The following is a 25,789-nucleotide window of genomic DNA, read 5'->3' as shown; positions in this document are numbered from 1 at the left end:
CTCCAGGATTTGTCGGGTTCAGCGGACGTTCGGGTTGAAATGCTTCTTCAGGCCTTGCCAGCAGGTGTAGTACTCCTGCTGCAGCGAGGCCGACTGCGCCGCGTACGGCGTCGGGCGGATCACGCCCGGCGTCTCGAACATGAACGCCATGGTGTTCTCGATGTGGTGCGGCGTCGAGGTATCGGCGGCGCTGGCCTTCTCGAAGGTCTCGGCATCGGGCCCGTGGCCGCTCATGCAGTTGTGCAGGCTGGCGCCGCCCGGTGCGAAGCCCTCGGCCTTGGCGTCGTAGACGCCGGTGATCAGGCCCATGAATTCGCTGGCGATATTGCGGTGGAACCAGGGCGGGCGGAACGAATCCTGCATCGCCAGCCAGCGCGGCCCGAAGATGACAAAGTCGATGGTGTCCACGCCCGGGGTGTCCGACGGCGATTGCAGCACCAAAAAGATCGACGGGTCCGGGTGGTCGAAGCTGATCGAACCGATGGTGTTGAAGCGGCGCAGGTCGTACTTGTACGGCGCGTAGTTGCCGTGCCAGGCCACCACGTCCAGCGGCGAATGGCCGATCGCGGCGCGCCACAGGTTGCCCTGGAACTTCGCCACCAGCTCGAAATCGCCCTCGCGGTCTTCATAGCTGGCCACCGGCGACAGGAAGTCGCGCGGGTTGGCCAGGCCGTTGGAGCCGATCACGCCCAGGTCGGGCAGCTTGAACAGTGCGCCGTAGTTCTCGCAGATATAGCCGCGCGCTTCGCCATCCGGCAGCTCCACGCGGAAACGCACGCCGCGCGGGATCACGACGATCTCCTGCGGTTCCACTTCCAGGCGGCCTAGCTCGGTCACCATCAGCAGGCGCCCTTGCTGCGGCACGATCAGCATCTCGCCGTCGGCGTTGTAGAAGAAGCGGTCCTGCATCGACTGGTTGGCCAGGTACAGGTGGATGCCGCAGCCGCTCATCGCTTCCGGGCCGCCGTTGCCGGCCATGGTGACGATGCCGTCGACGAAGTCGGTCGGCACCGACGGCATCGCGGGTGGGCTCCAGCGCATCTGGTTGGGCGACGGCGGCACCTGGTCGAAACGGCTCAGGAAGCGCGACTGCTCGACCAGCGTGAACGGCTGGTGCATCGACGCCGGGCGGATGCGGTACAGCCACGAGCGGCGGTTGTGCGCGCGCGGCGCGGTGAAGGCGCTGCCGGACAGCTGCTCGGCATAGAGGCCATAGGGCGCGCGCTGCGGCGAATTCTGGCCCACGGGCAGCGCACCGGGCAGCGCCTCGGTGGCGAATTCGTTGGCGAAGCCGGACATGTAGCCGTGCTCGGCGAGCTGGGTGTGCGTGAGGTTCATGGTGTCGTCAGCGTTGCGGTGTCGGTCGGGGTTCAGGGACTTCTAGTGCATCCGGCCGTTGGCTGGCAGGCAGAGGGCGCGCAACAGCGCGGCCTGCACGGCTTCGGCATCAAAGGTTCGCCAGCGGGCGCAGACGTGCTGGTCGGGACGGATCAGGTAGCAGGTGCCCGGGCGGCCGTCGTAGCGGCGCGCAGCCAGGCCTTCGGCGTCGCTCACATGGCGCGGGCCATCGGGCGGTGCAGCCGGCTGGCCCGGCGGCACCACGAACAGCAGGCGCACCGGCACCGCGGCCATTGCCAGCCGGCGGCGCGCATCGTCCGGGATCTCGCTGCCGTCGCCAAAGACCAGCAGCGTGAAGGCGTTGCCCAGTTCGCCCAGTTCGCCCAGTTCGCCGAGCAGCCAGCCCGGCTGCGCCTCGCCGTGGCGCCGCAGCGGCGCATCCGCGCACGGCGCACCGGGCACCATCGCGCCCGCGAACACATCGCGATCCGGCGTGTTGAGCGGCGAATCCGCCAGCACCGTGGGCAGCGACAGCCGGCCGCTATTGACCAGCTGGCGCGCAAACGCGTGGCGGCGCGCGAGGCGCAGCACGGCATCGCGGAAGGTGCGGCTCACGGCGCTCTTGGGCGTGATGAAATCGGTGGAACGCGTCGAGTGGCGGATGTTCTCGTCGGCGGCGGCCTCGCGCTCGCTGGCATAACTGTCGAGCAAGGCGTCGCCAGCGCGGCCGGCCAGCACCAGTGCCAGTTTCCACGCCAGGTTCTCGGCATCCTGAACGCCGCTGTTGGCGCCGCGCGCGCCGAACGGCGAGACGCGGTGCGCGGCATCGCCGGCGAACAGCACGCGGCCGTGGCGGAAGGCATCCATGCGCTGGCAGCAGAAGGTATAGACGCTGACCCATTCCAGCGTGAAGGCCACGTCATCGCCCAGCATGGCGCGGATGCGCGGGATCACGCGCCCGGGCTGCTTCTCGGTTTCGGGGTCGGCGTCCCAGCCCAGCTGGAAATCGAGCCGCCAGACATCGTCGGGCTGCCGGTGCAGCAGCGCGGAGCGGCCCGGGTTGAACGGCGGGTCGAACCAGAACCAGCGCTCGGCCGGGAACGGCGCCGCCATCTTCACATCGGCGATCAGGAAACGGTCGTGGAACACGCGGCCCGTGCTTTCCAGGCCAAGGCCCTGGCGCACCGCGCTGTGGGCGCCATCGGCGGCCACCACATAGCGCGCTTGCAGCACGTAGTCCCCATCAGGCGTCGAGACCGTCAGCGCGACGTTGTCCTGGGCTGGCGCAACGCCGGTGACGCGATGCCGCCAGCGGAGTTCAATGCCGGGCAGTTCGGCGGCGCGTTCGACCAGGAAGCTTTCCAGGTAGTACTGCTGCAGGTTGACGAAGGCCGGCCGGCGATGGCCGGCCTCTGGCAGCAGGTCGAAGCGGTACACCTGCTCGTCGCCGAAGAACACCTTGCCGACATGCCAGCTGACGCCCTTGGCCACGACCCGTTCGCCGCAGCCGAGGCGGTCCAGGATATCCAGCGTGCGCTTGGCAAAGCAGATGGCGCGCGAGCCGGCGGCGAGCGTGTCGTCGTCATCCAGCACGACCACGGGAACGCCGCGCTGCGCCAGGTCGATCGCCGCGGTGAGTCCGACCGGCCCGGCGCCCACCACCGCCACGGGACGGATCGCATGCGCAGCCGCCGGCTGCGAGCGTTGCTCGGCGCCAGGCTGGTACGCGAAGGTGCGTTGCGGGTTGGTGGTGGTATCCACGGCGTCTCCATGCGGCGCTGCGCTGGCGCCCCGGGGACCCTTTGGCGGGCCCTGCCGGTCTGGGTGAGTTCGGTACGGAATTACGTAATCCGTAATTGATTTACCATATCGTAATCTCGCAAGACAGGCGTGTCAAACCCGTCTCGGCGAATGCGCAAGGCGGCGCACCCACTGGAGTTGTAGGCCGGAACTGGAAAAATGGAAAAGTGTGGCCTTCAACGCGCGTCAGGCTTGGACGCGGCAGTTAATGAAGTCGGGTAGAAAAATGCAGGCAATTACCCCGCGCGCAGGACCGCAGCGGCGTGATGGAGGCGCCGGGCGGCGCAAGCAGCGCCCGGTCGATGACAACCGGCGCGGAGCGAGGGCCGCGCCGCGCCGGTTGCGGGATGGTGGTCTGGAACGCCATCCGCCTGCGCCGGCCCGTGCAGACGTGGCCGGCCAGGCAGCGGCCGGTTCAGACCGGCTTGTGGCCTTCGCCCGTGCCGGAGCCGAAGCCGCCGCCCTGCGCCGGTGCCGCGGCGGGTGCCTGCGCACCGCCGGCGGCCGGCTGGCCGGCCATCGAGGCTGCCGTCACGCCGCCATTGCGGCTGGCGATAAAGGCGTTGACATCTGCTGCGAGATGCTGCGGGGCCAGCACCACTTCCAGGCCCAGCGCCTCGCAGGCAGCGAGGAATGTCGACATGCGGGGATCGGCTTGCCCCGATTCTGCCCGCAGGTAGGCTTCCCGCGAGATGCCCGCTTTTCGGGCGACGTCCTCTTGCTTGAGCTTGCGCGCGCGGCGCAGCGCCCGCAGTTGCCGGAACGGTTCGCTAGCGCCTCTTGGCACGGCTGTACTGTTCATGTCGGTCTCCAGTCACCAGTGAAAAAAAGTGCGCGGACGTGCATTCGAGTATAGAGCACGCAAAGCGTTCCGTATGTAACCGCCGAAACACTTTGTGCAGATTTCTTCCAAGTCCGCAATTCGCCTCTTGCCCCGGCCGGCAAACGGAAGGCAAAAGGCCGCATCCTGCACAACATCGTCGCAACGCAGAGAGACTAACGACCCTTGGCGGTTTGCGTTGACGTCACACGCTCTGTGTACGACGTTATGGCCTTCGCTGCACAACTTCGCAAGTCGGGGCAACTACCATGCATCCGGTTTCGTTGACAAACCGACCGGTCGTGCTATTCTCCACTGCATGCAAAAGGGACAACTCACCCGCCACGCCATCATCCAGCAGGCGCTCAATACCGCAACCAAGGTCGGCTTCGAGCAGCTCTCGCTGGCCACGCTTGCCGCGGACACCAATATGTCCAAGAGCGGCCTGTATGCGCACTTCAAGTCCAAGGAGGCGTTGCAGCAGGCGGTGCTGGACCTCGCCATCGAACGCTTCGGCGAAATCGTAGTGCGGCCGGCAATGCGCCACCCGCGCGGCATGCCGCGGCTGCAGGCCATGTTCGAGGGCTACCTGGAGTGGCTGGGCGGGACGGTGACGCAGGGCCGCTGCCTGTTCATGGCGCTGGGGCAGGAATACCGCGACCGGCCGGGCACGATCCGGGACCTGGTGGTGCAGTCGCTGAAAGACTGGCACAGCACCGTGGCACGCATGGCGGCCGATGCGGTCGACGAAGGCCAGTTCGGCACGAGCGTGGAGCCGCGGCAATTTGCCTTCGAACTGTCCGGCATCGGCATGGCGTTCCAGCAGTCGTTCAAGCTGCTCGGCCGCGCCGACGCCGAAGCCATGGCGCGGCGTGCGTTTGGCGCCCTGGTGGCACGCGCCACCGAGGGCGCGACGCAGGTCTGAACGGAAACACCACGAAACGACATTGGCGCCGGCACTATCCAGCCGGCGGGCAACAACCTTCCGGCCGCTTTTTTTATACCAAAAAAAGCACGACTGGTCGGTCCTAAAAATGCGCGCGGAAAGCCGCCGGCTGGCACCGGCTCCGATGATGCCGCGCCAATCCAGCAACCGATTGGAGGTGCAGGTCGTGACGCAAGCAGTCTCTTCCCCTTCCCCGGCGACTTCCGCCGCCGCTGCCCCCAACGCCAGGCCAGCGGGTAACGTACCCGCCGCTCTACCCGTCTGGCAGCGGCTGCGCTGGCAGGCGGGCAGCCTGGTATCGCCATCCGCGACCGCGCGTGCGCTCGAGCGCCTCTGGTTCTCGCCGCCGCGCGCCGCCCTGACGTCGGCGGCCCGCCGCTTCCTGGACAGCGCCCGCAGCGACTGGGCCCTGGTGACCGGTCACGGGCCCAGCCGCAGGGTGCGCGTCTACCGCTGGGGCGACTCCGGTCCGGTGGTATTGCTCGCCCACGGCTGGGGCGGCCATGCCGGGCAATGGCATGCGGTGGCCGACAGCCTGGTCGCAGCCGGAATGCGCGTGGTGGCCTTCGATGCGCTGTCGCATGGCGCTTCCGATGCGGGCACGCGCGGCGCGGCGCAGACCTCGGTGCTGGAAATGTCGCGTTCGTTGCTTGCCGCCGCCTGGCATGCCGGGCCGGTTCACGCCGTGGTGGCGCATTCGCTCGGCGGCGCGGCCACGGCGCTGGCGCTGCGCGAGGGCCTGCCGGCACGCGCGGCGGTGCTGGTCGGTTCGCCCGCCGATATGCACGCCGCGTGCGCGGCGCTGGCCTGGCAGCTCGGTATTGCGCCAGCGGTCCTGGCACGCATGCAGCGGCAGAGCGAGCGCTGGCTCGGCATGCCGTGGTCGGCGTTCAACGTACCGGAGATCGGGCGTTCGCGACCGGTGCCGCCGACGCTGGTGATCCACGACCGCGGCGACAAGGAGGTGCGCTGGGAAGACGGGGCCGCAATCGCCGGCGCCTGGCCCGGCGCCGAGCTGGTCACCACCGACGGGCTCGGCCATCGCCGCATCCTGCAGGACTCCGCCGTGATCGACCGGATCGCCGCCTTTGTCCGGCCCAGGGCCGCGGGCACAGTGACAGCCCCGGCGGCCGCCCTCGCAGTGAACTGAATCCGGAGGACATCATGTTCCTGGTAAGCAACGATATGACCGCCACCCTGCCCGCACGCAGTTCGCTGCGGCTGGTGGCCGATCCGGGCGAGCACGTCGCGGTGCGCTGCACCGAGGGCGAGCTATGGCTGATCCGTGACGGCGATCCGAAAGACACTTCCCTCGCCGCCAGCGAATCGTTCACGGTGCCGGAGGCTGGCACCGTAGATCTCTACGCCATCACCCGGGCCAGCGTGCGTGTCACGCGCTGCAGGACGGGAGCGGCCGGTGCGCGCGGCTGGCGGCACTGGCTTGCTCGTTTCCTGCCGATGCAACGTACCGCCTATTCGGGTACACACCGCTGAGCCCTGGACCATTCGTTGCCGGCAGGCACGCGCTTGCGCGCTGGCGGATGGTACGAATTTCAGGCGGTTAATTGCATTATTGCCGACGGGTGACGTAACGCCGCCCGCATCCAGCCCCGGCTCAGATCCGCAGCGTTGCCAGCATCGCGCGCGCGACCGGCTGCAGCCAGCCGCGCCGCCACGTCAGCGTGAAGGCGACCGCCGTCGCGCCGGCCATCATCGCCAGCGCCCACAGCAGCACGCCAAAGCCTGCGCCGTTGGCCGGCAGCGCGGCCGCGGCGCCCAGGGCCACCAGCGCCCAGGCCGCGCCGCGCAGGCGCCGGCGCGACCGATCCGGCAAATCGCCGCCCTGCCCCGACAGCTCGTTCCAGTGCCGCTCGGTGGCGCAGGCAAACAGCACGAAGGCGCCATACGCGCACAGCGCCAGCGCGATCAGCAACAGGTGGTCAAGCGCGTTCGGCATGCTCTGCCTCCTTCAGGTCTGATGCAGCCGCCGACCGGGCCGCTTCCACTTGCCTGACGCGGCGTGCCGTCGTCAGGGCGAGCGCGCCGGTCAGCAGCAGCGCGATATCGACACCCGCCACGGCAAACTGCCCGCGAGCCAGCGCCAGCGGCAGCCAGTCGCCGGTGGTCAGGCCGTTGCACACCGGCGCCGCCAGCGCCAGCACGGCGATCGCCAGGCATTGCTGCCGCCACGGCACCAGCGTGCGGCTGCCTGGCCGCATCGCCACGCGCGCGTGGATGGCCGTGGCCAGCCAGACCAGGAAGAACAACCCCGCCTCGATGAACTCGCGCGACGGCAGCGTCATCGGCAGCAGGCGATTGGCCACCATCATCGCCAGCATCGCGATCACCAGCCCGGTCGTCATGGCCGCGGTGACCGCGGCGGCCAGGCGCACGCCGCGCTCGCCATGACGCGCATGGCGCTTGTCGAGCCAGTACAGCTGCCCCGTGCCAATCAGCACGCAACCGGCCAGACCGCCAAGGAAATACAGCCAGCGCAGCGGCCAGTGGTCGAAGGCGATGAAGTGCATGCCGGTCAGGAAGCGCTGCGTAGTCGCCGCGGGCTGCAGCGGCACGTGGTGCAGCAGCGCCCCGCTGGCGCCGTCGAAGTAGGCGGCGTCGTCCGCCAGGCTGACGCGGTCGCCCACCGAACGGCTGACCTTGACCACCGCGTTGGCGTCGCCCGGGTTCCAGACGCGGATCGCCGCCGGCGCCGCCCCGCCCCAGCGTGCTCGCGCGGCCTCGACCATCGGCCCGAGCGGCGCCATCGGCGCGGCCACGCCCGCAGCCGGTCGCGAATAGCCCGATACGGCCTGTTCGTAGAAGGCATTGGGCTGCTGGTACAGCGCGTCGATGCCGGCCGGGATCAGGATCATGTAGACGATGCAGATGCCGGAGAAGGAAATCACCGCATGGAACGGCAGCGCCAGCACGCCGGTCAGGTTGTGCAGGTCGAGCAGGCTGCGCTGCAATTGCTTGCGCGGCCGGAAGGTGAAGAAATCGCGGAAGATGCGCACATGCACGATCGCGCCGGACACGATCGCCGCCAGCATCGCCATCGCCGCCAGCCCCACCAGCCAATAGCCGATGTTCCACACGCGCAGGTGCAGGTTGTAGTGCAGCGGATAGAAGAAGGACGATGCCCCCAGCGTGCCGACATCCGGCAGCAGCACGCCGGTGCGCGGGTCGGCCAGGCGGATCTGCCCGCCGGCCGCGGCATAGCGCACGCGCGCGATCATCACCGGCGTACGCGCCTCGGGCAGCGTCACGGCCCATTCGCGCAGCGGCTTGCCCGCAGCCAGCGCGTCCACGGCGCGCGGCACCACGGTGTCGATATCGATGGCGGGCGGCGCGGCCTCGATGCGCGTGGCCGGCATCATCCAGCGGTCGATTTCCCGGTCGAATACCGCGACCGACCCCATGAAAAAGGCCACCATCAGCACGCCGCCGAGCAGCACGCCGATCCAGGTATGCGCCCAGGTCATCGCCTGGCGCAGCCCGCCTTCGTGGGCGGCGGTCTTGTTCGCCGCGGCGCGGCCATTGTTCTTGCGTAGGGTCTTGCTCACGCCAGCCGCTCCCCGAGCCATTGCGCCACGCCCGCGCCAATGCCCGCGCCCGCCAGCAGCACCAGCCACGTGCGCCACAGCCGCCGCGTCACCAGCGCCCACAGCGACATCATCGGGAACAGCAGGAAGGCGAACATCGAAAACCAGAGCACCGCTTCGCTGCGCGCCAAACCGAGGCGCCAGCCAAGCACGGCGCCACCGGCGGTGACGCCCCAGGTAAATGCGTAGCTGCCGGCCAGCGCGGCCAGCGCGCGGGCGGTCATCGCCAACGCCGGGCCCATGGCACCGCGCGACGGCAGGGATGAGGGACTATTGGTCATTGGAATATCCTGCAACACGCGGCCGGCGTAGGGGGGCGGGGCTGCCGCAACGCCACGCCGGCATTGCGCTTACATCTTCATGCGCATGGTGAACATCGCCGCGCGCGGCTGGCCCCAGATGTTGCCTTCGCGCGGGTTGTTGATCCGCGCGTAGTAGCTGCGGTCGAACAGGTTGGTCAGGTTCAGATCGGCCGAGACATGCTTGTTGAAGTCATAGCCGATTGCCGCATCGAAGGTCGCATAGCCGCCACGGCGCAGCGTGACCGCGCCGATCGGTGCCGGGAACAGCGCGGTGTTCTGCACGTGGCTGACCGCGGTCATGCCGCCGCCGATGCGCCAGCGCTTGAAGTCGCCAGGCAGGCGGTACTGCGTCCACAACTTGAACAGGTGCTTGGGCGCGATCGCCGAGAACGCCGTGTTGAGCTGGCCGGTGCGGTCCTGCAGGTCGGTCGTGACGTTGAAGGTATAGCCGGCGTAGACGGTCCAGTTCGGCGTGATGCGGCCGCTGGCCTCCAGCTCGAAGCCCTGGCTCTTGGTCTCGCCCTGCGAAACGTAGAACGGGTTGCTCGGGTTGGTGGTGTTGACGTAGTCGACCGTGGCGCGGCCGGTCTCGCGCACCTGGAACAGCGCCACCGAGGTGTTCAGCGCGCCTTCGAAGAACTCGCCCTTCAGGCCCACTTCATACTGTTTGCCCTTGATCGGATCGACCAGGTTGCCGCTGGCGGTGAAATACTCGTCCTGCGGCTGGAAGATCTCGGCGTAGCTCGCGTAGGCCGACCAGTGCTCGGTAAAGTCGTAGATCAGCCCGGCGAACGGGGTGAACTTGGCGTTGATGTTGTCTTGCTTGGTCACGCTGGCGGTCGGCGTGTACTGGCGCGCATTGATATCCCACCAGCTCAGGCGCCCGCCCAGCACCAGCGTCACCGGATCCAGCAGCGAGAAGCGGGCGTCGCCGTAGACGCCATATTGCCGGGTGCTGGTCGTGGTGCCCGAGCCATTGGGCGTGAAGACCGGCTTGGCGAAGTCGCTGCGCGGGCTGAAGATGTTCACGACCTGCGAGAACGGTGTCGACGAGTACCGCGGGTCGCGCCGCTCCGAATCCGAGAAATTGAAGCCGATCAGCGCCTTGTGCCGGCGCCCGAACAGCGAGAACGGACCGTTGGCATAGACGTCGAAGCTGGTCTGCTCCTGCGTATAGGTCTGCTTGGCCGCGAACAGCGTGGTGGTGTTCACGCCCGGGATGACCGGCGCGTACGCATACGCCTGCTCGCGATGCATCTGGTTGTTGAGGTAGCGCAGCGCGCCCTTGACCTGCCAGCCGCTGTCGAACTTATGCTCCAGCTCGGCAAAGGCCGAGGTGGTATAGAAGTGGTCGCTGTTCCAGTCGGCACCGAGGTAGGTCGAGCGCGGCACGTCGAGCAGGCTCGCCTGGCGCGTGACCGGGTTGTAGTAGGCCGGCAGCGTCCAAGGCTGGCGGCCTTCCGAGTCCTGGTAGTTCGCGCCCACCGTCACCATGGTGCTGGGCGTGATGTCGTATTCGACCACGCCATAGAGCGCGCCGGTGCGCATATTGGCCTTGTCGATGAACGAGTCCTTGTCCTGGAACGCGCCGGTCAGGCGCGCGCGCAGCGTGCCGTCGGCGTTCAGCGCACCGCCGGCGTCGATCTCGGCGCGGTAGTTGTTCCACGACCCCACCGACAGCGCGCCCTGCACCTGCGTCTCGCGCGTGGGCTTCTTGCGCACCAGGTTGATCGCGCCGCCGGTCTTGCCGGCGCCGGACAGCAGGCCGGACGGTCCCTTCAGCACTTCGACGCGGTCGATCATCGACAGGTCGGGCTGCACGGTGTTGCGCCAGTCATACTTGGTCGGCACGCCGTCCAGCAGGAAGGTGTCGATCTCCAGGCCGCGCGAATAGTAGATGGTGCGTTCCTGGTCGCGCTTCTCCACGAACACGCCGGTGGCCTGCGCCAGCGCATCTTCCAGCGTCACCAGGTTCTGTTCCCGGATGCGCTCGCTGTTGACCACGGTCACCGACTGCGGGACTTCGCGGGCGGTCAGCGGCACCTTGCTGCCGGCCGTGGTCGGCGGGTTGATCGGGTTTTCGCGCGCGCCGTTGACTGTCACCGCGGGCAGTGCGGGCTCTACCGGGCGTGCGGCGCTGCCCGTGGCGGCAGCGGCGGTGGCGGGCGTGGTCCCCGTGGTGGCTTCCTGCCCCAAAGCCGATGCGCTGAAGACCAGGCCGACCGCGGCCGGGATCCAGCGCATGGCGGTGCGGCACGACATTGCGGCCCCGTTCCGTGCTGCACGCGCGCGTGCGTTCGCGCGTCTGTAGCTGTGTTTCATGCCCTTCTTACTCCCCTGCTCTGTTGTGTTAAAGAAACTGGCCATGCGCACCGGCCGGCGGACGAATGGCCCGCCGCCGCTGCGCGCTCTTGTTCTTGTATTCAGTGCGCGCCGGCGTGCGCCACCCGCGCGGGGCGGCTTCGCGGCGGCTCCGGCGCCATCACGCGTGCTTCGCCCTCGCCAGTGCCGAGCACCGCCGCGGCAATCTCCTGCGCGCGCACGGCCAGCACCGACAGCAGCGTGTCCGACAGCCCGTGCGTGGCTTCGCAGCAGCCCTGCAGGAACACGCCGGCCTGGCAGCCCGGCGCCATCTGCAGCCGGTAGTCGCGGTCGGCCTGGAAGCCCCTGGCGTCGTCCAGGTAAGACGCCAGCGGCGCCAGCAGCGACTGGTGCAGCTCGCGCCGGTAGCCCGTGGCGAGGATCACCGCGTCATAGCGCTGCAGCTGGTGCGCGCCGTCGTCGCGGCGCGCGATGTCGAGCCGCACGCCGTCGGCGTCGGCCTCGGCGTGGCGCGCCTCGCAGCCGGCCAGCAGGCGGTGGCGCACCTTGCCGGTGACCTTCTGCTGGTACAGCACTTCATAGATGGCTTCAATCAGGTCGGTATCGACCACCGCGTAGTTGGTGTTGCCGAATTCGCTCAGCAGCTGCTCGCGCTCGTTGGGCGCGCGCGAGAACAGGTAGTCGATATAGCGCGGGTTGAAGATCTCGTTGACGAACGGGCTGTCATCGGCCGGCTTGAGCGCCGGCGCCCGGCTGACCAGGTCGACCTCGATACTGCCTTCGCGGCCGTGCAGGTCGAGGAAGATCTCGGCGGCGCTCTGCCCCGAGCCGATCACCGCGACCCGCCGCACCGCTCCCGACTGCCCGAGCCGCTCCAGCGACTCCAGGTAGTTCGACGAATGGAACACACGCGCATGCCCGCGCAGCGGCACGAAGGTATCGGGAATGCTGGGCACGCCGCCCACGCTGACCACCACGTTGCGCGCGCGGCGCACCGTCAGCGCGCCGTCCGCCGCGCGAGAGGTCACGCGCAGGCATGCCAGTGCGCCATTGCCGCTATTCGCGCCGGCGCTCTCGGGCTCGACCGACACCACTTCCTCGCCATAGTGGCAGCTGTCGGCAAAGTCGGCCGCCACCCACGACAGGTAGTCGTTGAACTCGTAGCGGCTCGGGTAGAAGGTGCGCGTGTTGATGAAATCCAGCAGCCGCTCGCGCTTGTGCAGGTAGTTGATGAAGGTGTAGCGGCTGGCCGGGTTGCGCATCGTGACCAGGTCCTTCAGGAACGAGATCTGCATGCGGCTGTTGTCGAGCAGCATGTTGCCGTGCCAGACAAAGCCGGGCTTCTTCTCGATAAAGCCGAAGCGGAACGGCGCCTGCTGCGGCAGCATCTCGCGCAGCGCAACGGCCAGCGCCAGGTTGGACGGGCCGAAGCCGATGCCGAGCAGGTCGAGCACGGGCGGTGTGCCGGTATCCACGCGGGCACCGTTCGCGGCGAAGGTCGAAGCTGGGTAGAGCATTGGGGTCTCCTTGCGCGGCGGGTTCAGGCAGCCAGTGCTGCAAGTGCTGCGCAGGCTTGCGCCGGCGCCTCTTCCTGCGGCACCCACAGGCGCTCGCCGAAGAAGCGTTCGCGCAGCAGCATCACCAGCATGGCGCGCTTGTGCGGGAAGTCGAAGGCCTTGACCTTGGCAAAGCCGGAGCGGTCCAGGTTGCGGATCTGCTGCACATGGTCGATGCGCGGCTCGCCGACGATGCGCTGCGTGCGCGGATCGTCGAGGAAGATGTAGTGCATCAGCGACGGCAGCCAGGCGCTGATGTACGCCTTGCCGCGGATCTCGCCGTCGCCGATCAGCACGTGCCAGCCGCGGTCGAAGTCGTCGGCGTCGTAGTACGGGCCGATGCGGTTTTCCCTGGCCCAGTACACCTCGAAGTAGGCGAAGGGCTTGCCGTCCAGGCAGCCGATCAGCGGGATGGTGTGCGGGTCGTCGAGCTGCGCCTGCAGGTAGCCGCGATGCCTGGCGAGGTCGCCCTCCTCCTGCCAGAACACCGCCACGCGCGGGTCGTTCATCCAGCCATGGAAGCACTGCAGGTCGGCATCGAGGTCGGCTACCCGCATCGAGAACACCTGGTTTAGCCAGGGAATATGGCGCGCATAGACCTGGCCGCCCGGCTTGGGCGCGCGCAGCGGATGGCGCTTACCCGCGCTCATGGCGTACTGCAGCGGGAAATCGCGGCCCGAGGTGCCGGTGTGCCACAGCGCCGGCAGCTGCCACAACTGCTCGACGCGCGAAACCAGCTGGCCGTTGGCATCGCGTACGGCGCTGCCTTCGCGCAGCATCGCGGCGGCCAGGGCGTCGGGTACGTCCAGCGCGATCGCTTCGGCGGCAGGCGTGCGCGCCAGCGCTGCTTCGCAGGCGGCGAAGGTGGCGGCGCGTGCCAGCGGGTGGTCCGGCGCGGTGCCGGCAAGCGCGATGCGGGGCTGCGCGCCCGGCGTGAACTGCCACGCCTGCAGCGGCGCGCCGTGCAGGCTGAGCTGTAGCGTCGCACCGTCCCAGCGGCTTTGCAGGATGGCGGAGGCTGCCGTGGAATCGGACGACCACGGCTGGCCGGCGACGGCGTGGGTCATCGAAGACGCGTTGCTTTGCATTTGAGCTGACTCCCTCTGAATGTTGGCGCGCGTCATGCGGCGGCCTGTTGTTGGTTGTTGCCGGCGTCGATGCCGGCGCTGGCGCTGTCGGCGCGGATCACGCCGCTGTCGCAGCGGATCACGCGGTCGGCCACGTGGAAATAGCGGTCGTCGTGGCTGACCGCGACGATGGTCTTGCCGCTGCGCTTGAGTTCCGGCAGCAGCGATTCATAGAAGTAGGCGCGGAATACCGGGTCCTGGTCGGCGGCCCATTCGTCCAGCAGCAGCACCGGCCGTGCCTCGACGTAGGCCGCCAGCAGCGCCAGCCGCTTGCGCTGGCCCTGCGACAGCTGCGTGGTCGACAGCAGGTCGTCGCGGATCGCGACCTTGTGGTCCATGTGCAGCCGCTTCAGGAAGGCATTGGCCACCGCGGCATCGAACTTGCCGTCCGGACCCACCAGCCGCGCGAACAGGTGCGCGTTGGAGAACACCGTGGCGAAATGGCTGCGATACCAGGGCAGTTGCGCCGCACCCACTGCCGCGCCGGCCAGCGAGACACTGCCGTCCGTGGGCTGATACAGGCCCGCCAGCAGCTTCATCAGCGTCGATTTGCCGCTGCCGTTGCCGCCGACGATGAACACGGTCTCGCCGGCGGCCAGCGTCAGCGACACCGGGCCCAGCCGGAAGCCGCGCTCGTCGCCTTGCCCGGGGTAGTCGTAGCGCACGTCCTGCAGCGCCAGCAGCGGCATGCCCGGAGCCGGCACCGTCGCGTTGTGGCTGGCATGCAGCAGCGCGAAGTCTTCCGTGTACGGCGCCAGCCGCAGCGTGTCGATCTTGCGCAGCGCGACGTTGCCGGTCATCAGGATCGGCAGCGTGCCGACGAGGTCATTCAGCGGCATGCGCAGGAACATCAGCACCAGCACGAAGGCGGTGATGCGCTCGCGGGCAATGCCCAGCGCATCGCCCGCGATAAAGATCGCGCAGGCCAGACCCAGGATCAGCGCCGCGGTGAACGACAGGCTCAGCACCCAGTAGCGGTCGGCGCGCACTTCATGCGCGCGCGCAAACTCGGCGGCGGGCTCGAAGTCGCGCTGGTAGAAGCCCTGCTTGCGCCAGGCATTCAGCGCAAGTTCATAGCGGCCGTCGATGGCGCCCTGGTAGCCGGCGTAGAGGCGGTCGTCGGTGTCGCGCACGGCCTTCATCAGGCCGCGCATGCGCAGCACCCAGCGCTGCGCCAGCAGCACGCCGCCGCCCAGCACCGCGGCGCCGAGCACGAACAGTTGCCACGACAGCCACCCCAGGTACAGCAGCCCGCCCGCCACCAGCACGCCGTTGTAGAACACGAACGGCACGCGATTGAAGGCCATGCCGATCGAGGCGATGTCCTTGGTCAGCGTGGCATAGACGGTGGGGCCGCCGATCGCTTCCAGGCGCTCGACATCGGTATCGAGCACGCGCTTGAGCATGCGCATGCGCATGTCGTAGACCACGCGGTGGCCCAGCGCGGTCAGCAGCGCCTGCGAGCCGAAGCCGCAGCCGAACAGCACCGCCAGCAGGCCGAGCAGGATGCCGATGCGGCCGGCCTCCATGACTTCCAGCCCTGCCGGCGCGGCAATCATGCGGTTGATCCCGGCGATCAGCGCGATGCCGGCGAGTGCGCTGCAGGTACCCGCGGCCAGCGCCAGCAACAGCAGGCCGCCGAAGCGGCGGCGCAATGACAGGAACAGGTTCACAGGGTCTCCAGCAGGTCGTTCATGAAGGCCAGGTCGGCATCGGCATCGCGCCGGCCGGCCTGGTCGATCGCCGCGGCCATGTCGCGCAGCGCCGGCGCGGCGAACAGCGCCGGCAGCGCCAGCTCGCACGCCATCTGCTCGCGGATGCGGGTCTGCAGCCGCACCAGCAGCAGCGAGTGGCCGCCCAGCAGGAAGAAGTCGTCATCGGCGCCGGCTTCGGTCACGCCCAGCACCGCGCACCACAGCCCGGCCAGCGCGTGCTCGGTCGGCGTCGACAGCGCGGCCGCGGCGCGCGGCGCTGCCGGCTCCGGCAGCGCCTGGCGGTCGACCTTGCCGTTGGCGTTGAGCGGCAGCGCGTCGAGGCGCGTCAGGCTGGACGGCACCATGTAGCCGGGCAGTTGCTCGCGCAGGCGGGCCAGGATGGCGTCGTCGGTCGCGTGCGCCCCCGCCACGTAGTAGGCGCACAGCCGCGCCATGCCATCGGGGCCGGGGCGGGCCACGCACACGGCGTGCCGCACGCCCGGGCAGGCGGCCAGCACCGCCTCGACCTCGCCTGGCTCGACGCGGAAGCCGCGCACCTTGACCTGGTGGTCGCGGCGGCCGAGGAACTCGACGATGCCGTCGGCACGCTTGCGCGCCAGGTCGCCGGTGCGGTAGAGGCGGTCGCCCGCCATGGCGCCGGGCGAGCCTTGATGGAACGGGTTGGGCACGAACGCCGCGGCGGTGCGCGACGGATCGGCGGCATAGCCGCGCGCCAGCCCGGCGCCGCCGATGTAGAGCTCGCCGGCCACGCCTGCGGGCACCGGCTCCAGGCGCGCGTCCAGCACGTAAAGCTGGTTGTTGGCGATCGGATGCCCGACCGGCGCCACCGCCCACGCGGGCATGCCTGCGCCCTCGCCCGCCAGCGCATGCGCGGCGGACCAGACCGTGGTCTCGGTCGGGCCGTAGACGTTGCAGACCTCGGCGCCGCGCGCCAGCAGCGCAGTCGCCAGCTCGCGCCCCAGCGCCTCGCCGCCGCACAGCACGCGCAGGCCCTGCCACGCGGGCGTGGCCTGCGTGACCAGCATCTGCCAGGTGGCGGGCGTGGCCTGCATCACGGTGATGCCATGGGCGGACATCAGCGCCGCCAGCCGCGCCGGATCGCGCGCGTCGTCGCGCGTGGCGATTACCACGCGGGCGCCGCTGGCCAGCGGCAGGAACAGTTCCAGCCCCGCGATATCGAAGCCCAGCGTGGTCACCGCCAGCAGGCGGTCGTTGTCGTCCATCGGCACCACCGGCGTCATCGCGCGCAGGAAGTTGGCAAAGGCCGCGCGCGAGATCTGCACGCCCTTGGGCGTGCCGGTCGAACCGGAGGTGTAGAGCGTGTAGGCGAGCTGCGCCGGATGGCAATCCAGCGCCGGGGCGATTGCAGGCGCCGCATGCCACGGCGGCGTGTCGCAGTCGACCAGCACCACGCCGGCACTGTCGCCCAGCGCGGCACGCGTGCCTGCCGCCGCCAGGATCAGGCGCGGGCTGGCGTGGCGCAGGATGTGGGCGTTCCGCGCGGGCGGATGATGCGCGTCGATCGGCAGGTAGGCGGCGCCCGCCCTGAGGATGCCGAGCAGCACCGCCACCAGCGCCGGCGTGCGCGGCAGGCAGACGCCGACCAGGGTGTCTGTGCGCACCTGCTGCCCGGCAAGCCAGTGCGCGATGCGGTTGGCGCCGGCTTCCAGCTCCGCATAGGTCAGGCTGGCACTGCCGTCGGTGATGGCGATGGCATCCGGCGTGGCCGCGGCGGCGCGGGCGATGCGGGCCACCACGTCGTCGGCGGCGTCGAGGGCCAGGCCAGTGTCGTTGGCGCTAGCCAGCGTCCGGGCGCGCTCGCCTGCGTCCATCAGCGGCAGCGCGCCGAGCGGCACGTCGGGAGCCGCCAGCATCGCGCCGAGCAGCTGCTCGTAGTGCCGGGCCATGCGTTGCGCCGTCGCTTCGGCGAACAGCGCGGCATCGAATTCGAGCGTGGCCAGCACGCGCGTCGCGCTGGCCTGCAGGTCGAGCGTAACGTCGAACTTGGCGCTGTCGTCGGGCACCGGCAGTGCGCTCGCCTGCAGGCCGGTCAGCGCAAGCGACGCGGCTTCGCCCATCTGCAGGTTGAACAGCGCCTGGAATACCGGCGTGCGGCTGGGGTCGCGCGCCGGTGCGAGCTTGTCGACCAGCAATTCGAACGGCAGGTCGGCATGGTCGAGCGCGGCGCGGGCGTCGTCGCGCACCTGCTGGCACAGCGCGCGGCCGGTCAGGCCGGGCGCCAGCCGCGCGCGATAGACCTGGGTGTTGATAAAGCAGCCCACCAGGTCGTCGAGTTCTTCGTGGGTGCGCGCGGCATTGGGCACGCCGACCGCGAAATCGGACTGGCCGCTGTAGCGCGCCAGCAGCGCTTGCCAGGCCGCCAGCAGCACGGCGAACGGCGTGGTGCGGCCGCCGCCGGCGGTGCCGCTGCAGTAGTCCCGCAGCGCCGCCGCCACGCCATCCGACAGCGTCCAGCGGATGCGCCCGCCCTTGCCGGCCGGGCGCGCCGGACGCGGCGCGTCGAGCGGCAGTTCCAGCGCGGGAATGGCCGTGCCCAGCCGCTGCGCGCAGCGAGCCAGCGCGGCGTCGAGCGCGGGGCCGGCCAGGCGCTCGCGCTGCCAGGCGGCATAGTCCGCGTATTGCACGGGCAACGGTGTCCAGCCCGGCTCGGTGCCATCCAGCGCGGCGCCATAAGCGCATGCCAGGTCGCGCGCCAGGATCGGATTGGACCAGCCGTCGGAAACGATGTGGTGCATGGCCATGACCAGCACATGGGCGCCGTCATCCAGCCGGGCCACGGTGACCCGGAAAGGCGCGGCGGCGTGCAGGTCGAACACGCGCGCGGCTTCACTGCGCAGCAGCGCGTCGACCTCGCCTGCCGGCAGGTCGAGCCACTGCACGGGTGGCGCCATACTCGCCATATCGCTGACCAGCTGGCACGGCTCGCCGTCGCCGGACGAGAATCGGGTACGCAGCACGGCGTGGCGCGACGTCACCAGCGCCAGCGCCCGCTCCAGCGCCGGCGCCGATAGAGGCCCGTGCAGGCGCCACGCGCGCACCAGGTTGTAGGCGGTGCTGTCCGGCGCGTAGCGCTGCAGGAACCACAGCCGCTGCTGGGCGAAGGAGAGCGGCGCCGGGCCGTGTGCGGCGCGCGCGCGAATCGTCAAATCGGGCTGCGTCATCGGGTCTTCTCCGGAGCGGCGATGCAGGCGCCGGTGGCCTGGCTGCCTCGACCCGCGCTGGCCCGCCGTGGACCCGGCATGGCCGCAAGCGCTTCGCCACCGCCGCGCTGCCACGGCTGCCGGTCAGGAAAGCACCCGGGTACCGGGTTGTCTCTACAAATGCAATTGCGAATATACCTGATAATCATTCTCATCTTCAACTTGAAAGATGGCGTTGGATGCACAAATACAACGCCGTTCAGGGCTGCCTCTTGTCTGCTCTACTACCGCTACCGCTGTTGCTTGAACTGTTTCCGGGGCCGTTGCGGCAATACGCCGAAGCCGTGGCGGCCGGCCCGCCCGCGCCTGCGGACATCGCCATTGCCGCGCTCGGCTCCTCGCCCGCCGGCCCCCTCGCGCGTGCGCTGCAGCTCAGCGCCGCGCACCACGGCAGCATCGACTCGCGCGTGACCGGCTCGGTCTGGGCGCGGCATGGCTTCTCGTCGCTGCTGCCCGGCGTGGTGGCCGCCGCCGCGCTGGCGCACCACGTGCTGCCGCTGCGCGACGCCGCGATCCGGGCCGACCGGCGCGGCCGCGCCGTGACGCTGTTGTTGCCGCATGGCGGCGAGGCGCTGCACCGGGCGCCGCCGCACCAGCGCTACGGCCCGCTGCTGGACGACCTGCTGGGGCGCCGCTGGTGCAGGCGCTCGCCGCGGCCAGCGGCGCGTCGCCGCGGCTGCTGTGGGCCAATGCCGGTGCCGTCGTCGCCGAGGTGTTCCGCCACGCGCCCGCCCCGCTGCAGCCGGGCCTGCCGGCCACCGAGGCGACGCTGGCGCAAGATGCCGCGTGGCTGATGGACACCCGCACGCGCCCCGACGGCCGCGACAACCCGCTGCATGCGCCGATGCGCGCGCACCGCGTCACCCGCGACGGCACCACCACCACGCTGTGGCTGCGCCGGCTGTGCTGCCTGCGCTACCGGCTGCACGGCTTCCCGCTGTGCGGGGACTGCCCGCGCCGCCTGCTGCCGAGCTGAAACCATCTCCGCCTATGCAGCCAGCGCACTCGCCCCGCCCTCGCTGGCGCTGGCTACGCGTGCCGGCAGTTCGGCCAGCGTGGCATCGGCCAGTGCGGGCAGCGCGAGCAGCAGCGCCAGGCAATGCCGCGCGAACTCCCGCGCCGCGGCGTCGTCAAGCGCGGCCGTGTCGTATTCCACGCGCAATGTCAGCGTTTCGCGGGGGATCACGATGGCGGTCACCGGATAGCTCATCTGGCCGCGGTTGCCCACGTCGCTGAAGCGCAGCGCGCCGCGCTCGGTTTGGCGCAGCGTGCTGTCGACCGGGTAGTTCTCGTAGATCAGCATGGTGTCGAACGGCGCCTGCGCCGTGTCGTCGCTGCCGGCCGCCCAGGACTGCAGCCACGCCGGCGGCGCGTGCTCGGTTTCGCGCAGGGCCAGGTTGTCCGCCTGCAGCGCCGGTAGCCAGTCGGCCACTCGCAGCGTGTCGGGCAGGTCCTGCACCAGCGGCAGCGTGCTGGCCAGCAGGCCCATGATGTCTTCGATGCCGGGCAGCTCCGCCGAGCGCCCCGAACCGACCACCGCCATGCCGACGGTGCGGGCACCGGTGGCCTGGCGCAGTGCCAGCAGCCAGGCGGCCTGCACCAGCGTGTTGACAGTGACATGCTGGCGGCTGGCAAAGGCGGCCAGCGTGCGCAGCGCGCCGGCTTGCACCACATGCTCGACGGCGCCCATATGCTGGCCGCGCTGGCCGCGCTGCGCCGGCGCGATCTCGCGCGTGATCCGTACCGGCTGACGCTGCAGCGGCGCGAGCCGCGTTTGCCAATGCTCGTCCGCGCCGGGCTGCGCCTGCTGCCACGCCACGTAGCGGCGCAGCGACGATGCCGCCTGGGCGGGCAGTTCCCCGTCGTAGCCACGCAGCACTTCACCCAGCAGCCGCGACATGCTCCAGCCATCGAGCAGCAAGTGGTGCCAGGTCCAGAGGAAGCGCCAGGCATCGTCGGCGATGCGCACCAGCGTCAGCCGCATCAGCGGTGCGCGGCTCAGGTCGAACGGTTGGCGGAATTCAGCCTCGCACAGCGCCTGCCATTCCATATCGTCGGCGGCGGACTGCGCCGGGCTGCTGCGGCCGCGCCAGTCATGGCGGGTGACAGGCAGTTGCGCCTGCGCCGGCACCACCAGCAGGGGCTCGGCCTCGCCGGGCGTTAGCAGCCAGGCCACGCGCGCGCGCAGCACCGGATGGCGCCGCAGCGCGGCCCGCCATGCCGCGATCATGCGCTCGGCGTCGAGCCCGTCCATGGTCGCCTGCACCTGCACCATGTACGCCGGCGAGCCCGGATGGCGCGTGCCATGGCGCACCATGCCGCGCTGCATCGGCGTCGGCCGCCAGATGTCCTCGATCTCGTCTGCGGACAGCGCCAGCGCGTCCAGCTGCGGCTGCGACAGGCCGCTGGCCGGCACGTCCGACGGCGTCAGCCGCACGGCGGATTGCGCCACGCAATGCGATGCCACGTCGCGAAGGGCCTGGGCGATGCGCGCCAGCAGCGCCTCGATGGTGGCCTCGCGGAACTGGCCGCCGCGATACGTGCAGCGGAATTGCAGGCAGCCATGCTGGACCCGGCCGTCGAAGGCCACCGGTGCCGGCAACGGGATCGCGGCGGACACGCCGCTGCCGGTGTCCTCCGCCGCCACCTGCCAGCCGCCCGCCCCGGCGCGCAGGCTGCCGTCGAACTGGCCCAGGTAGTTGAACAGCACCTGCGGCGCCGCCACGGCGGTCCCGAGCACGCCATAGCCCAGTCCTCGCCGCGGCACCGCGCGCAGGGCTTCCTTGACGCCGGCGATGGTGTCGCCAAGGTTATCGACGCTGGCCAGGCGCACCGGCCAGATGCTGGTGAACCACCCCACCGTGCGGCTGAGGTCTAGCGCCGTGCCGGCTGCCTCGGCTTCGCGCCCGTGCCCTTCGACATGGATGCGGATCTCGTCGCAGCCGGTGAAAGCGCACAACGCGCGCGCAAAAGCTGCCAGCAGCAGGTCGTTGACGCCGGTGCGGTAGGCAGCGTGGGCGCGCCGCAGCAATGCGTCGGTAGTGGCCGCGTCGAGGGCGAAACTGGCCGTGCAGGCGCCATCCGGGCGAGGCTCCGAAGCGTCGAACACATCGCCCGGCAGATCCAGGCCGCCTTCAGCCACTGCCTGCCAGTAGGCGCCTTCGCCGGCAAACACGGCGCGCGCCGGGCCAGCCAGCGTGCGGCTCCATGCGGCATAGCTGGCGCCCACCGGTGCCAGCGCCGGCGCCTGCCCGGCCAGCCGCGCGGCATATGCCGCCTGCAGGTCTTCCAGCACGATGCGCCACGACACGCCATCCACCACCAGGTGATGGCAGACCAGGAACAGGCGCTCGCTGCCATCCGCGACGCGTAGCTGAAGTGCGCGCAGCAGCGGGCCCTGCTCGATATCCAGCTTTCCCTGCTCGGCGTCGCACGCAGCGGTGATGGCCGCTGCATCGGGCGCTTCGGCCGTCGTCAACACGAACGCGTCGGCGGCCTTCACAACGGCCTGCTGGTGCCAGCCGTCATCGGCATGGCTGAAGCGGAAGCGCAGCGCTGCGTGGTGGCCAACCACGTCCGCCAGCGCGGCTGTCAACGCCGCCGTGTCGATGGCCGAACCGGACCGCAACAGTACCGACTGGTTGAAGCGGTTGCGCGCGGCCGCGGCCAGCGGTTGGCCAAGGAAAGCCCGCTGCACCGGCGTCAGCGGCGCCGCGCCATGTTCCGCCGCGTCATTGGCGGCATCCTCCGCCGCCACGTCCACGCGCTGTGCCACCTGCGCCAGCGCGGCCACGGTCTGGTGCTCGAACACCTGCCGCGGCGTCAGCCGCCAGCCCTGCAGGCGGGCACGCGCGACGATCTGCAGGCTGAGGATCGAGTCGCCGCCGAGCGCGAAGAAGTTGTCGTGCAAGCCCACCTGCGCGATGCCGAGCACGTCGGCCCACACCGCCGCCAGCATCCGCTCCGGCGCCGACACCGGCGCGGCGTAGGCGGCCTCGGCCTGCCACTGCGGCTCGGGCAGCGCGCGCCGGTCGAGCTTGCCGTTGGGCGTGACCGGCAGGCTGTCGAGGCGCAGGACCGCGGCCGGCACCATGTAGTCGGGCAAGGCCGCGGCGAGCGCGCTGCGCAGCGCTTCGGCGTGCACGGTGGCCGGCGCGGCCACGTAGCCAACCAGCCGCGTGCCGGCCGGCGTCTCGTGCGGCAGCACCACCGCCTGGCGCACGCCGGGCTGGGCCAGCAGGTGCGCCTCGATCTCGCCCAGTTCGATGCGGAAGCCGCGGATCTTGACCTGGTGGTCCTGCCGGCCGAGATATTCGATGCAGCCATCCGGGCGCCAGCGCACCAGGTCGCCGGTACGATACAGGCGCGCGCCGGGCGCGCCGAAGGGATCCGGAATGAAGCGGTCGGCGGTCATGCCGGCGCGGCCGAGGTAGCCGCGCGCCAGCCCTTCGCCGCCGAGGTACAGCTCGCCCGGCACGCCGACGGGCACCGGCTCGAGCCGGCTGTCCAGCACGTGCGCGCTGCGCGTGCCGACCGGCCTGCCGATCGGCGCATAGGCGCCGCTCACCTGCACGGCGGCTTCGTCCGCTGCGGCCTTCCACACCAGCGGCGTCACCACGGTTTCGGTCGGGCCATAGCCGTTGATGATGTGCTGCGGCCGCAGCGCCTGCGTCAGCCGTTCCACGCCCGCGCGCGGCATGGCCTCGCCGCCGAAGGAGTAGAGCCACAGTGGCGGCGGGTCGCCTTGCGCCTCGGCCCACGCGGCCAGCTGGTGCAGGTAGCGCGGCGGAAAGCCCGCGTGCGTGACGGCGTGGCGGCGCAGCGCGGCGTAGGTCTGCTCGACGCTCCACAGCGTGTCGTCGCGCAGCACGATGCTGGCGCCGCTGGCGAGCGGCACCATCCAGCGCTCATGCGCGCCGTCAAAGCTGAACGAGAGGAAATGGAGTTCGCGGCTGGCCGCGGTGATGTCGTAGCACGCGGCGGTGGTGACCACGTGCATCGCCAGCGGCCCGTGTGCCACGGCCACGCCCTTGGGCCGGCCGGTCGAGCCGGAGGTGTAGATCACGTAGGCCAGCTGCCCGGCATGGATCGTCACGGCTGGGTCGTGGTCGGGCCACGAGGCATCGTCGCCGTCGTCCAAGAGCAGCACTGGCAGGTCCGGCGCGACCGGGAAGGCATCGCGCAGCGCGCGCTCGGTCAGCAGCAGCCGCGGCGCAGCGTCTTGCTGCATGTCGAGCAGGCGCCGTGCCGGATAGGCGGGATCGAACGGCACGAAGCAGGCGCCGGCCTTGAGCACCGCCATCAGCGCCACCAGCATGCGCGGTGAACGGTTCAGCGCCACGCCGACGCGGCATTCGGCACCGATGCCTTGCGCGATCAGCCGGTGCGCAAGCCGGTTGGCCTGGCGTTCAAGCTCGCCATAAGTCAGGACGTCGTCGCCATACAGCACTGCTGGCGCAGCGGGCGCGCGGCGCGCGTGCGCGGCCACCTGCGCATGCACGGCCACGAACGGCGTTGCCGTGCAGTCGGGCTGGCTCCAGCGTGCCAGCGCGGCGCGCTCGGCGTCGGCGAGCAGCACCGCGGTGCCGGGCGTGGTCGCAGGATCGGCCGCGAAGGCCTGCAGCAGGCGCACATAATGCCCCGCCATGCGCGCGACCGTGGCGGCATCGAACAGGTCGGCGGCGTAGGCGATGCGGCCGCACAGGCTGCCATCGGCCAGCTCGGCCGTGGCCAGGCTCAGCTCGAAGCGCGCGGTGGTGACCGGCAGTTCCAGCGGCGTCACGCGCAGCCCCGCCAGTTGCGGCAGAGCCGCCGCGCTGGCGGTGCGATGGTCGAAGGTGACGTTGAACAATGCGGGCTGGCCGAGACTGCGGTCGGGCTGCAGCGCCTCGACCAGGAGGTCGAACGGCAGCGACTGGTGCTCCTGGTCCGCGGCGGCCTGCGCGGCGAGCCGCGCCAGCAGGTCGGCGAACGGCTGCTCCGGGTCGACCTCCGCCCGCATCACCTGCATGTTGACGAAGCAGCCGATCAGCGCCCCGGTCTCGCTGCGCTGGCGGTTCGCCACCGGCACGCCGATGCGCAGGTCGGACTGGCCGGTATAGCGGCCCAGCAGCACCGCGTAGGCGGCCAGCAGGGCCATGTTCAGCGTTGCATGGCGCGAGGCGGCAAGCGCGCGCAACGTTGCGGCCACGGCGGCGGGGATGGTGAACACGTGCTCGGCGCCCTCGCCGCTGCGCGCGGCGCGGCGCGGGCGGTCGGCGGGCAGGTCGAGCGCCGCGCCCGCGCTGTCGCCCAGGCGTTCGCGCCAGTAGCCGAGCAGGCGCTCGGCCTCGCCGGCCTCCATCCAGTTGCGCTGCCAGGCGGCATAGTCGGCGTACTGGACCGGCAATGGCGGCAGGCCGGCTTGCGTGCCGGCATAGCAGGCGGCCAGTTCGGCGACGAGGCGGACGATCGACGCGCCGTCGGCGACGATATGGTGCAGCACCACCACCAGCACGTGCGACTGCGCGCTCTCGCGGATCAGCGCGACACGCCACAGCGGTCCGGCGGCGAGATCGAACGGCTCATGGACTACGCGCGCGACGGTGGCGTCGAGGCCGTCCGGATCGGCGTCGATGGCGTCTATGGCATCAAAGGCCGGTGGCAGGTCTTCATGCACCTGCTGGCAGGCGACACCGGCAGCATCGATCGGATACGTGGTGCGCAGCACTTCATGGCGCGCGCCGACCTGCGCGAACGCGCGGCGCAGCGCCGCGGCGTCGAGCGGGCCTTCGAGCCGGTACACCCCCGGCATGTGATAGGCGGTGCTGGCGGGCTCCAGCTGCTGCAGGAACCACAGGCGCTGCTGCGCGTACGACAGCGGCAGCGCGCCAGTGCGCGGCGCGGGCACGATGGGCAGCGTGGAAAACGCCACGCCTTTGCCGTGCAGCGCGGCCAGGAAGGCGGCGCGCTGCGCCGGCTCCAGCCGGGCGAAGCGCTCGGCGACTTGCGCGGCAACTTGCGCGTGCGCGGTACTCAATGCGTCTGACATGGGGGCGGGA

Annotated in this window: 17 protein-coding genes; 5 read left to right on the top strand and 12 right to left on the bottom strand. The window is 70.4% G+C overall.

Annotated elements, in window-relative coordinates:
* Positions 1 to 18: 18 nt before the first annotated feature.
* The 3 genes from hmgA to E1J61_RS12830 form a co-directional block, all read right to left on the bottom strand.
* Positions 19 to 1,338 (bottom strand): homogentisate 1,2-dioxygenase, encoded by a 1,320-nt coding sequence (gene hmgA, locus E1J61_RS12840; RefSeq protein ID WP_133094435.1) that lies wholly within the window; start codon positions 1,336 to 1,338, stop codon positions 19 to 21.
* Positions 1,339 to 1,380: 42 nt separating this feature from the next.
* On the bottom strand, positions 1,381 to 3,099 hold the full coding sequence (locus E1J61_RS12835; protein WP_133094434.1) for an FAD-dependent oxidoreductase: 1,719 nt from the start codon (positions 3,097 to 3,099) through the stop codon (positions 1,381 to 1,383).
* A 454-nt stretch (positions 3,100 to 3,553) separates the two neighbouring features.
* Positions 3,554 to 3,940 (bottom strand): helix-turn-helix domain-containing protein, encoded by a 387-nt coding sequence (locus tag E1J61_RS12830; RefSeq protein ID WP_133094433.1) that lies wholly within the window; start codon positions 3,938 to 3,940, stop codon positions 3,554 to 3,556.
* 337 nt (positions 3,941 to 4,277) lie between these two features.
* Between E1J61_RS12830 and E1J61_RS12825 the strand changes: the two genes are divergently transcribed.
* The 3 genes from E1J61_RS12825 (at position 4,278) to E1J61_RS12815 (ending at position 6,398) form a co-directional block, all read left to right on the top strand.
* Positions 4,278 to 4,883 (top strand): TetR/AcrR family transcriptional regulator, encoded by a 606-nt coding sequence (locus E1J61_RS12825; protein WP_133094432.1) that lies wholly within the window; start codon positions 4,278 to 4,280, stop codon positions 4,881 to 4,883.
* 187 nt (positions 4,884 to 5,070) lie between these two features.
* Positions 5,071 to 6,054 (top strand): alpha/beta fold hydrolase, encoded by a 984-nt coding sequence (locus E1J61_RS12820; RefSeq protein WP_133094431.1) that lies wholly within the window; start codon positions 5,071 to 5,073, stop codon positions 6,052 to 6,054.
* Between the two features lie 14 nt (positions 6,055 to 6,068).
* Entirely contained in the window at positions 6,069 to 6,398 is a 330-nt protein-coding gene (locus tag E1J61_RS12815; protein WP_133094430.1) for a DUF2917 domain-containing protein, read from the top strand.
* Positions 6,399 to 6,519: 121 nt separating this feature from the next.
* On the opposite strand, the gene E1J61_RS12810 is transcribed toward E1J61_RS12815, so the two are convergent.
* From E1J61_RS12810 to E1J61_RS12775, 8 genes are all read right to left on the bottom strand, one after another.
* Complete coding sequence (locus E1J61_RS12810; RefSeq protein WP_133094429.1) at positions 6,520 to 6,861, bottom strand: DUF3325 domain-containing protein; 342 nt, start codon at positions 6,859 to 6,861, stop codon at positions 6,520 to 6,522.
* Positions 6,845 to 8,467: a PepSY domain-containing protein gene (locus E1J61_RS12805; RefSeq protein ID WP_243736845.1), complete on the bottom strand. Its 1,623-nt coding sequence runs from the start codon at positions 8,465 to 8,467 to the stop codon at positions 6,845 to 6,847. The genes E1J61_RS12810 and E1J61_RS12805 overlap by 17 nt, the downstream gene beginning before the upstream one ends.
* Positions 8,464 to 8,787, bottom strand: coding sequence for an iron uptake protein (locus tag E1J61_RS12800; protein ID WP_133094428.1), 324 nt, complete (start codon positions 8,785 to 8,787; stop codon positions 8,464 to 8,466). Before E1J61_RS12800 ends, E1J61_RS12805 begins: the two co-directional genes overlap by 4 nt.
* A gap of 69 nt (positions 8,788 to 8,856) precedes the next feature.
* Complete coding sequence (locus tag E1J61_RS12795) at positions 8,857 to 11,070, bottom strand: TonB-dependent siderophore receptor (RefSeq protein ID WP_165971467.1); 2,214 nt, start codon at positions 11,068 to 11,070, stop codon at positions 8,857 to 8,859.
* Between the two features lie 161 nt (positions 11,071 to 11,231).
* A complete protein-coding gene (locus tag E1J61_RS12790) occupies positions 11,232 to 12,647 on the bottom strand; it encodes a lysine N(6)-hydroxylase/L-ornithine N(5)-oxygenase family protein (RefSeq protein WP_133094426.1) in 1,416 nt (471 codons plus the stop codon).
* A gap of 23 nt (positions 12,648 to 12,670) precedes the next feature.
* Entirely contained in the window at positions 12,671 to 13,753 is a 1,083-nt protein-coding gene (locus E1J61_RS12785) for a GNAT family N-acetyltransferase (protein WP_240745818.1), read from the bottom strand.
* Positions 13,754 to 13,806: 53 nt separating this feature from the next.
* Positions 13,807 to 15,486, bottom strand: coding sequence for a cyclic peptide export ABC transporter (locus tag E1J61_RS12780; protein WP_133094424.1), 1,680 nt, complete (start codon positions 15,484 to 15,486; stop codon positions 13,807 to 13,809).
* Positions 15,483 to 18,710 carry a non-ribosomal peptide synthetase gene (locus E1J61_RS12775; protein ID WP_133094423.1) on the bottom strand — a complete coding sequence of 1,076 codons (3,228 nt, stop codon included), beginning with the start codon at positions 18,708 to 18,710 and terminating at the stop codon, positions 15,483 to 15,485. The genes E1J61_RS12780 and E1J61_RS12775 overlap by 4 nt, the downstream gene beginning before the upstream one ends.
* 278 nt (positions 18,711 to 18,988) lie before the next feature.
* Between E1J61_RS12775 and E1J61_RS38210 the strand changes: the two genes are divergently transcribed.
* Both E1J61_RS38210 and E1J61_RS37385 read left to right on the top strand, forming a co-directional pair.
* Positions 18,989 to 19,543: a hypothetical protein gene (locus E1J61_RS38210; protein WP_243736869.1), complete on the top strand. Its 555-nt coding sequence runs from the start codon at positions 18,989 to 18,991 to the stop codon at positions 19,541 to 19,543.
* Positions 19,426 to 19,725: a (2Fe-2S)-binding protein gene (locus E1J61_RS37385; RefSeq protein WP_243736866.1), complete on the top strand. Its 300-nt coding sequence runs from the start codon at positions 19,426 to 19,428 to the stop codon at positions 19,723 to 19,725. Before E1J61_RS38210 ends, E1J61_RS37385 begins: the two co-directional genes overlap by 118 nt.
* A gap of 12 nt (positions 19,726 to 19,737) precedes the next feature.
* On the opposite strand, the gene E1J61_RS12765 is transcribed toward E1J61_RS37385, so the two are convergent.
* Positions 19,738 to 25,779, bottom strand: coding sequence for a non-ribosomal peptide synthetase (locus E1J61_RS12765; protein WP_133094421.1), 6,042 nt, complete (start codon positions 25,777 to 25,779; stop codon positions 19,738 to 19,740).
* Positions 25,780 to 25,789 lie beyond the last annotated feature (10 nt).

Origin of the sequence: Cupriavidus sp. L7L, assembly GCF_004353535.1 — a bacterium.
Taxonomy (GTDB): domain Bacteria; phylum Pseudomonadota; class Gammaproteobacteria; order Burkholderiales; family Burkholderiaceae; genus Cupriavidus; species Cupriavidus oxalaticus_A.
The sequence above is the reverse complement of the archived record's forward strand: the minus strand, read 5'-3'. Positions and strand labels throughout refer to the sequence as shown.